Raw genomic sequence first — 9,367 nt, 5'->3', positions numbered from 1 at the left:
GCCGAGATCGGCATCTGGTATCGCTTCAGCAGTGATGAACGCCTGGGCATCGATGTGGTCGAGTTTTGCGACGATCAACGCCTCTATCAGTTCGATATCGAGCTGCCGTTTCGCCCGCAATCCGGGCTGGGCAGCAGCGGCCAGGATGGCGTCTGGAGCCTGCAGTCGAGCCACAAGGTCGTCGAACAGCACGTGCATTTTCGTGCCTACCAGCACCGCGATGCCCGCGCCCACCTGAACGGCGAGATCGACCAGAGCCGTGGCGCGACCACCACCTACGGCGAGGCCTACCACTATGCCGAACCCTACCGCGTACTCGGCGATGCGCTGTCCCAGGACGAAGACCTGCAAAGCGAAAGCGGCTACTTCTACGCGCGGCTGCGCCACGAGCGTTACCTGAATGGGCAGACCCAGTTCAGCGGCATCAGTAGCAGCGCCACCCTGATGCCCGGTCAGGTATTGAAGGTTAGCGGCGGTGCTCCCCAGGCTTTTGCCCCGGGTGTGGTGATCACTGGCCTGACCACCACCGCCGCGCGCGATAAAAGCTTCGAGGCCACCTTCCAGGCCATGCCCTATTCAGAAACGGTGTGCTTTCGCCCTGAACTGAAGGACAAACCACAAATCGCCGGCACCGTCCCCGCCCGCGTCACCAGCCCGCAGGCCAATGACCCCTACGCGCATATCGACCTGGAAGGGCGCTACCGGGTGAACTTCCTGTTCGATCGCGACAGCTGGAAGGCCGGTGAAGAAAGCGTCTGGCTGCGCCTGGCCCGGCCCTACGCCGGCGACACCTATGGCCTGCATTTACCGCTGCTGGCCGGCACCGAAGTGGCGGTGGCCTTCGAGCAGGGCGACCCGGACCGGCCGTATATCGCCCATGCTCTGCACAACAGTGAACATGTCGATCACGTTACCCTGCGCAACGACAAGCGCAACGTGCTGCGCACTCCGGCCAACAACAAACTGCGCATGGATGACACGCGGGGGCAGGAGCATATCAAGCTCAGTACTGAACACAGTGGCAAGAGCCAGCTTAACCTGGGTCACCTGGTGGATGCCGGGCGCAAAATGCGTGGAGAAGGGTTTGAACTGCGCACGGATGGTTGGGGGGCGATTCGCGGCGGCAAGGGGTTGTTTATCAGTGCCGACGCGCAGCGCCGCGCGCAGGGGCCGATGCTGGAGATGACCGCCGCCGTGGGCCGGTTGCAGCAGGCCGGCGAGCAACTGCAGGCGCTCTCGGTAGATGCCGAGGCCAGCCAGGCTGATCCGGCGGATGTGCAGGCGCAACTGAATCTGTTGCAGAAAGACCTGGAGCAGCTCCAATCGGCGGTACTCCTGCTCAGTGCCCCGCAGGGCATCGCGCTCACCAGCGGTCAGCATCTGCAATTGGCCGCTGAGCACAACCTGATGCTGAACGCCGGTGGGCAAGCCGATATCAGCGTGGTCAAGCGCCTGTTTATCGGCGTGGGGCAGGGGTTGAGTGTGTTTGTGCGCAAGCTGGGTATCAAGTTGATCGCCAACCAGGGCGCGGTAAGCATCCAGGCCCAGAACGACAAGCTGGAGCTGATGGCGCGCCATGGGCTGGAGATCAGCAGCACAGAGGACGAGATCCGCATTACGGCCAAGAAGAAAATCGTCCTCAATGCCGGCGGCAGCTACATCACTTTGGACCCGTTCAGCATCGAGTCAGGGACAGAAGGGGATTACATCGTCAAATCGGCGAGCTACGAGTATGTGGTGGGGGCTGCCGAACAAGTAGCGCAGATGCCCCAACTTCCCTCGGTGACTGAGTATGACGCTGACTCTTTGAGTTCAACGGTTTTCTCGGGATGACATCTTTTCGTAACCAGGAGGGAATGCACCATGGCTGATGGTGTTTTCAAACGGCTTGCCAATATATTCAGTTCACGTGACTCGCAATCGGAGAGCTCACCGGAACCACTCTATCTAACCCCAGACGGAAAACCCTTCCGAAATATGGCGCCGGTAACTGCGCAGTTGCGACCCGAGGCAATAAAAAATTGGAGTCACCCGTTTAAGGATAAGAACAACCCACTACAAAAACTAACGCAGTTGGCAAACGCTGCGGCGGGTACCTATCCACTGGGTGTAGGCGGTCTTTGGCACGGCGGTGTACACTTTGACAGCGGCACTTCGGGCGATTTAGATAAAGCCAGCGTGCACTGTATTGCCGATGGTGAGGTGGTGGCTTATCGAGTCGACAGCCACGCACCGATGACGACCTATCAAGTTAACAAACTGGCGGTAAAGAAAACTTTCTCGCGTAACTTCGTGTTGGTGCGTCATGTTCTGCAGGCACCGAAAATTGAAGATCAATCGGAGACTCCTCCCCGCTTGTTCTTCTACAGTCTGTATATGCACTTGCAAAATTGGACGCACTACCAAAACGCTTCAGCCATTGCCCGACCAGCTTTCTGGCCAGAAAGTGAGGTTTACTTAGTTCCAGACACCGCAGGGGATAAACATCCCGGATCCTCTGAACAGCGCGGACTGAACGTGCGAAATCTACCCCGTCAAGGCAAAGTGTTTGAATGGCTGCCGCGCGGGGCAGAAATTACGATCAGTGGTGACGGTGAGTACCGCAAGCTTGAGAGCACTCCAGGACCGCATTATTTGCAAGATCCAAATGCACAAGGCTCACTACTTGGTTACGTTCGTGCTGATCACTTGAAGGCTACTGGGAATGGTGAATATCGTGCTGAGAAAGATCTTGACGTCTATGCCGAAGCAAGTGCGCGCAGTAAAACAATTGGTGTGAAACTTCCAATTGGATCGCAAGTGATGGTCAGCGGAGAGGGCGACTTTCGCAAGCTGGAGCGCGTCAACCAATATATCCATTATAAATCGCTGCAACGTGTGCGCAAACCGCTGAAGCTTGAGGATATATCTGTGATTGATGAGCCTATTCCTATCAAGGCTGGAGAGTTGATAGGTCATATTGGGGATTACCAGGATTACGCCGCCGACCGTTCGGAAAAGAAGCTGCATCTAGAGGTATTCAGCGACGATGATGTGGAGAAATTCATAAAAAAGTGCCGCGAGTGGGAACTGAACCTGCCCACCACAAGCAAGACTTGGCTGAAGCTCGTAAAGGGCACTGCCGTCGTGGCCCATCAAGACCATTTCAACGCCAAACGACTGCCCAGCTTCAGTGCGGCTGACGCAGTAAGCGGTGCCAATCTACTGGTCCCAAAAAGTTTGCTTGATAGTTTGCCTGCCGCAGAAAAAATTACGGTGCCTGCCGCGGAAGGACGCAAGGCTTGCAACTGGTATCGCCTTCAACAGCTTCTCAACGATTCCAATAACACGCTATTGGATGGCTGGGTGCGTGAGGAAGTGGGTGTTACCCCATGGGTCAGTCCATGGGCATGGGAAGGCTACGATGTCATCACGGACTATACCGCGGCTCCTGCGTTTATGGCGTCGTTCCTAAGATCACTTAATCGTTTCACAGATCAACAACTCCAACGCTATGGCCCACTAGCCGATGCGGGGGATGCAGGCCCAATCAAGAAGCGTTTGTATGAAATCATCGATCGTGATCGCGATAACAAAATTACGGCTGAGGAAATCCAAACCGCAATTCGAGTGCCTGCCCACGCCCAGTCGATCTCGCAGTTAATTATTTGCTGCGAAAGCGAGTGGTATTACAAAACGCAGAAGTGGGATGGGTTGGATGAGATGTTTGGTCATGGTGGTTCCACTCCGCATATCAATTGGCTGGCGGAGAAGGAGCGAATTAAGCAGTTAAATTGGTGGGAAGAAGTTGCGGACAAGGTTGGTTTGCCGGCGGATGGGAAGGTGTATCACCTACATGCTATCGGTTTGGCAGGGGCTTTTTATGTAGCAGTGGAACAGGGGCGGCTGGCCGTGCGACTTGGGCAAGTTACATTTGATGCTGAAGGTAATGATTTGGTTGATAGTTTGTATTTTAGCCGGAAGTTACATTGGCCTGCCGGTAAGTCAGGAGTCACGCTTGGGCGTGGTTATGATATGCGACATCGAACTCGGTCTCAAGTTTATGCACAGCTAACTGAGGCCGGCGTTGATAGTAAGGCCGCAGAAAATTTTTCATTGGGCGCAAAACTTTCTGGGTCAAGTGCCCAAGCTTTTGTAAAGCAAAACCGAGATGCCTTGGGGCCGATCACTCACCAGCAGCAAATAGCTCTATTTGAGGACGTTTTGTATCCTGCATACGAGGCTGCGGCCATACGCAGATATGAATCAGTGGCAAGCCCAAATTCGCCGAAATGGAATGAGTTGAATGAAAGGATTAGAGATGTTGCAGTGGATTTTACATATCACCAAGGAAGTATATGGTCTAGGCAGTTGCCTTATATTTCAGGGAATGATTGGGAGTCGTTGGCGCGTTATATTGAGGAGACTCCAGAGTTGGCCCAGTACGAAAAGGGACGACAAAGGGCTCGTTATTTAAGAGGAGGGAAGTAGAAATGAAAAGTGGATGGTCTTTTTTATTTATCTGCGCTCTCGTTGTCGTCTTTACTTCGGTGAGCGCGGGGCAGGGGGATCGAAAATCTGGTCTCGATATTACTTGGGTTGGTGAATATTCTAAGGATAGCAGTTTTTGCACATTTCCCGGGACGGAAGAGAGTTGCTCGAATAGCTTCAAAGATACCTTGAAGATCAGTAGAAAATCTTCTGGTTATTTTGTTGAGCTTTATAGTGCTCAAGCCGACCAGCATGTTTGTTTTTTTGCTTTTCAGATGGCTGTTAAAGGTGGTGTATTAGAGTATGATTCGAAATTTGGCGTGGTGCTTATAGAAAAAAAATACGATCTATTGAGAGTGTCTTCTGATGGTGTTGACCCGACCGCACTTGGGTTGGGAATATGCGGGGCTCATGCGGATATTGACGGTTTGGTATTTCCAATTTCCAGCCGGGTTGCGGACAATTGAGATGGTGCAGATAAATGGTTCTATTGAATTACCTAGAGCGCTTAAGTGTGTCTGGTTGTTCGTAAAAAGCATAGTTTTCTTTTTTGCAGTGTTCTGGATCGATCCAATATGGGCAGAGCCGGGAAAAATTTGTGATGACGAGGTCGCGTTGTTTCAGTGCCAAGTTGCCGGAGGAAAAGACTTGACAGTCTGTCCAAGCTATATTGATGGTGCCTTGGCTGGAGTTCAGTACCGCTTTGGTCGAGAAAAAAATATAGAACTTGTTTTCCCTGATGCGGGTTTTGCTTTTGATGCTTTCAAGTCGAACCACTTTGTTCGCTATCAGGTTGACTACAAAGTAATTAAATTTCACATCGGTTCTTATGTGTATGGCCTTTATAGCAACTACGATGGTGAAGGTGTTGAAAAGGGTGCGAGAAGTGCTGGGATAGTTGTTTCTGATGCATATAAAGGCTCGGCTGTACAAGTGTCATGTGAAAAAAATATATGTAGACGATCTTGAGAAGGTGATTCCCCACTTGGAGTGTGATGTTGACGATGCTTTGGGGTGTTCGTAACCAAGTGATTCTGTATTTGAGTGTGGGGTATATAAGGTCGTGAGAAAGTTGTGTTAAGCGGAGGTCTATTTTTAAGTTGGTGGGTTCATTGAGTCTAAAGTTTTAGTGCTAAGTTGCTTTTTGCTGGTCTTTTAAAAGAGGTGTATTGCATGAAAGGCATCATCCGCATAGGCGACAAAACAACCGGCGAGGGCGAGGTCCTCTCCGGTTCCACAACCATGAAGTTCGGCGGCATCGGCGTCGCCCGCGAGGGCGACCCAGTGGACTGCCCAATCCCAGGCCATGGTCGAACTGAAATTTCCGAGGGCCACCCGGTCTTCCGTGACAACGGCATCCCGATAGCCTTCGAAGGGCACGCCTGTGCATGTGGCTGTACGTTGATTTCATCGCTGCCCGTTGCAGGTGCCAGCTAGCCATGCCGGTCAGGATGGACCAGGTACCGGCCCTGGCGATGCGGCCGGCCCGCCCTCGTATGTGGCGGTGGTTAGGGCTGCTGATGCTGTTCCTGTTGTTGGGGGGAGGGGGGGCGTGGCTGTTCAGTACTGAACCGACAGGCCGGCAGTCGCTCATGTTCTGGGGATTCGCCTTGGGCGCCTCGTTTTTAGGATGGGGTGTACTGAGTTTCGCAAGAGTGCTGGTTTACCTCGGTAAACAACATGCTGCGGATGGTTGGGATGAGGCCCGTGAGCACGATTTGATGCAGAGAGTCCTTCAGGGGCGACGCGCACTGGAGGTATTGAGCGTAAGCCTGCATACCGCCTTGCGCAAACCGGACGAAAGCCCCACGGCACAGGTCGATGCGTTGCTCGGGGGTATCAAAGCCCTAAAGGCCCAACCCGCCCGGCGGGATAGCGTAACGCTACGTCACAGCCGTTTGGCTGGCGATGTGAGTGAAGATCCCGAGCCCGCGTTGCTGCGTACGCTGGTGCAGTTGTTTATTGAACTGGCTCCGTCATTGAAGCAGTTACCTGATGAAACGCAGCTGGCAGTGTTGCTGGAAGTAGAGACCGGTTTGTTGGATCGCGCATGGGACCGTGTGTGGCAACAGGCCTTGAGTAAGTCAGGTATCCGTCAAACGTTCATCGCCGTGGAGGGGTGTGGTTTGCACGCTGTGGACCAATGGCTCGATGAACGTAGCGACGATCAGGCACTGCTGCTGGTGATTGCAGTGCACTTTGCACCGAAGCAGCCCGAGGCAACAGGGGAGGTGGTTGTGGGGTTGCTACTTGGCAACCGGTTGACGCAAACGACTCTGTCTCCCGTGGCTGTTTTGCACCGCCCGGAACTCGAGCAGCAACCATCGGCTGAAGCGTTGAGCTATGCCGTGACTCAAGCCTTGAACTGGGGACCGGAGGATGCGACATCGGTGCGGCATGTCTGGCGAGCAGGAATAGAGGCACAACGTCACGCAACGCTAAACACCGTACTGGGTGAGGTACCCATGTCGGTGACGCGTGACCAAGGAATTCTCGATTTGGACACACTGCTAGGGCACTCAGACAAAGCCGCACCGTGGCTGGCCATTGCTGCGGCAACACAAACCATGCAGGGCGGCGCTGGGCCGCAGTTCATTTTCAGCGGGAGCGGCTGCGCTGATGCAGAGCTCTGGAGCACAGCGATGACGCCTGTGTTGCCGCTTTCGACATAGGGATCTCGAATGCAGTTTCGACGCTTTGTAGGCTTCTGGGTTCTGGCGGGCGCGCTGTTGTTGGCCGGCACGCTGCTGGGTGTGGTGGTATGGCGCTACCCGGATTGGTTGAGCATTCAGCCTGGCAGCGACCGCCAGACTTTTTGGCTGGTGGTGATCGCTGCAACCACGTTGATCGTGGTGCTGCTTTTGTTGGGCTACCACCTATTGGGCCGTGAACTGGGGCGTTCGGCCTATCGTAAGCAAGACGCAAAGGACTTCCCCCAAATTGCCCGTTCAAAACCTCAGGTTGCTCAGGTTGCGCAAAGTGCCGTTCCCAACGCTGCTTATCTTCGAGAACGCTATGGGGTTTTCTGGAGGCGCAAAATTCGACTCTTGTTGGTGGTCGGTGAGCCTGAGCAGATCGAGGCGATTGCCCCTGGATTGGCTGAGCAGCGTTGGCTGGAAGGGCAAAACATCATGCTGCTCTGGGCTGGCAGCGTCCAGGGTGAGCCGCAAGACTCTTTGCTTCAGCAATGGCGCGGCCTATGCCGCAGGCGTGCACTCAATGGTGTCGTCTGGGCATTGAGCAAAGACCAATGCACCGATGCCGCCGCGATGAGCGCCGGTGCCCGTCGTCTACAAAGTCTGGCCCGTGCTTTACGTTGGCAGTTGCCGTTGCACCTATGGCAAGTTGGCGACAGCGCATGGTCTCAGGATCAACGCGATAGCCAACCCGTAGGCTGCCTGTTGCCACGACGCCTCACTCCCCAGATCTTAGAAAAAAATCTGGATAGCCTGCTCGCCCCCTTGCGTCAGGCGGGTTTGGCGCAATTGCAGGATGCCTTGACCCATGACTTCCTCTTGCGACTGTCCCGCGATTTACAGGCCAAGGGCATTGCTCGTTGGCGTCAGGTACTGACGCCGATATTGGGCGAATTCGCCGGGAGCGTGCCGCTGCGTGGGCTTTGGTTCAGCCTGCCGGTGTCACGTGTCGAGAGCACGCTCCCACACTTCTGGTCCGAGGATGCGGTCTGGCAAGGGGTTGTGGGTGATAAGACTGGCACGGGCTTTCGTTTGGGTTGGTGCCCCTATCGAGTCGGCTATGTGATGGTCCTGGGGCTTGCCGTACTGTGGGGGGCGGGACTGTTGCTGTCTTTCGTCAGCAATCGCGCGCAGATCGCTCAGGTGCACACTTCACTTTCCGCCTTGCAACAGTCTTCGCAAGCTGACGAACAACTCCAGGCCCTGAACGAATTGGTCCGCGAGCTGGCGCGCCTGGATGATCGTGTCCAGGGCGGTGCTCCGTGGTACCAACGTTTTGGCTTGAACCAAAATCAAGCTCTGCTCGACACGTTGTGGCCACGTTATGTGGAGGCCAACAACCGCCTGATCCGCGATCCGGCGACCGCGGCTCTGCGCCAACAGCTCAGCGCACTGGTCAAGCTGGCCCCGGACAGCCCCGCGCGTGCTGAACGTGCACGTGAAGCCTACGCCCAGCTTAAAGCCTATTTGATGATGGCGCGCCCGGAAAAAGCCGATGCCGGTTTTCTGGTCAAGACCCTGGGCGACACCCAGCCCACACGCCCAGGCATTGCGCCGGGGCGTTGGCAAAGCCTGACACCTAACCTGTGGCAATTCTACGGCGAGCATCTGACCGCGAACCCCGCTTGGCGCATCGAGGCCGATCCTCGGCTGGTCGCACAGGTCCGCCAGGTGCTGCTCGGCCAGCTGGGCCAGCGCAATGCCGAAGCCAGCCTGTATCAACAGTTGCTCGATGACGCCGCCAATCACTTCCCGGACCTGGGCCTTCACCAGCTTGTGGGTGATACCGATGCCTCGGTCTTGTTCTCCACCGGTGCGAGCGTGCCGGGCGTATTCACTCGGCAGGCCTGGGAGGGGCAGGTGCGCCAAGCCATCGACGAGATCGCCGAGGCTCGCCGCGAGGAGATCGACTGGGTCCTCAGCGACAAACCCACCGACATCGACACCCGCTTGAGCCCCGACCAGCTCCGTGAGCGTCTCACTGAACGTTACTTCCAGGACTACGCCAGTGCCTGGCTGGATCTGCTTAACAGCCTGCGCTGGCAGGAAGCGGGTAGCCTTGACGAAGTCATCGACCAGTTGACGCTGATGAGCGATGTGCGCCAATCCCCGCTGATTGCGCTGATGAACACGCTGGCTTATCAAGGTCAGGCGGGTGCTCGCACTCAGGCGTTAACCGAATCGTTGGTGAAGTCCGCACA

Annotated in this window: 7 protein-coding genes; all 7 read left to right on the top strand. The window is 55.4% G+C overall.

Annotated features, from left to right (window positions below; genetic code table 11):
- A partial coding sequence (locus HX812_RS25665) for a type VI secretion system Vgr family protein (protein ID WP_178949133.1) occupies positions 1-1,833 on the top strand: 1,833 nt, incomplete at its 5' end.
- Between the two features lie 30 nt (positions 1,834-1,863).
- A complete protein-coding gene (locus tag HX812_RS25660; protein WP_152514722.1) occupies positions 1,864-4,470 on the top strand; it encodes a hypothetical protein in 2,607 nt (868 codons plus the stop codon).
- 2 nt (positions 4,471-4,472) lie between these two features.
- The gene (locus HX812_RS25655) at positions 4,473-4,937 is read left to right on the top strand and encodes a hypothetical protein (protein ID WP_152514723.1); all 465 of its coding nucleotides are present in this window, start codon (positions 4,473-4,475) and stop codon (positions 4,935-4,937) included.
- Position 4,938: 1 nt separating this feature from the next.
- Positions 4,939-5,439: a hypothetical protein gene (locus tag HX812_RS25650; RefSeq protein ID WP_152514724.1), complete on the top strand. Its 501-nt coding sequence runs from the start codon at positions 4,939-4,941 to the stop codon at positions 5,437-5,439.
- Positions 5,440-5,643: 204 nt separating this feature from the next.
- Complete coding sequence (locus HX812_RS25645; protein ID WP_038846786.1) at positions 5,644-5,907, top strand: PAAR domain-containing protein; 264 nt, start codon at positions 5,644-5,646, stop codon at positions 5,905-5,907.
- Between the two features lie 2 nt (positions 5,908-5,909).
- Positions 5,910-7,142 (top strand): hypothetical protein, encoded by a 1,233-nt coding sequence (locus HX812_RS25640; protein WP_038846789.1) that lies wholly within the window; start codon positions 5,910-5,912, stop codon positions 7,140-7,142.
- A gap of 9 nt (positions 7,143-7,151) precedes the next feature.
- The coding region (locus HX812_RS25635; RefSeq protein ID WP_178949132.1) for an ImcF-related family protein at positions 7,152-9,367 on the top strand (2,216 nt) is incomplete at its 3' end.

The sequence above is a fragment of the Pseudomonas sp. IPO3749 genome (assembly GCF_013386605.1).
GTDB classification, from domain to species: domain Bacteria; phylum Pseudomonadota; class Gammaproteobacteria; order Pseudomonadales; family Pseudomonadaceae; genus Aquipseudomonas; species Aquipseudomonas azotoformans_A.
This window is presented reverse-complemented; position numbering and strand designations above follow the sequence as displayed.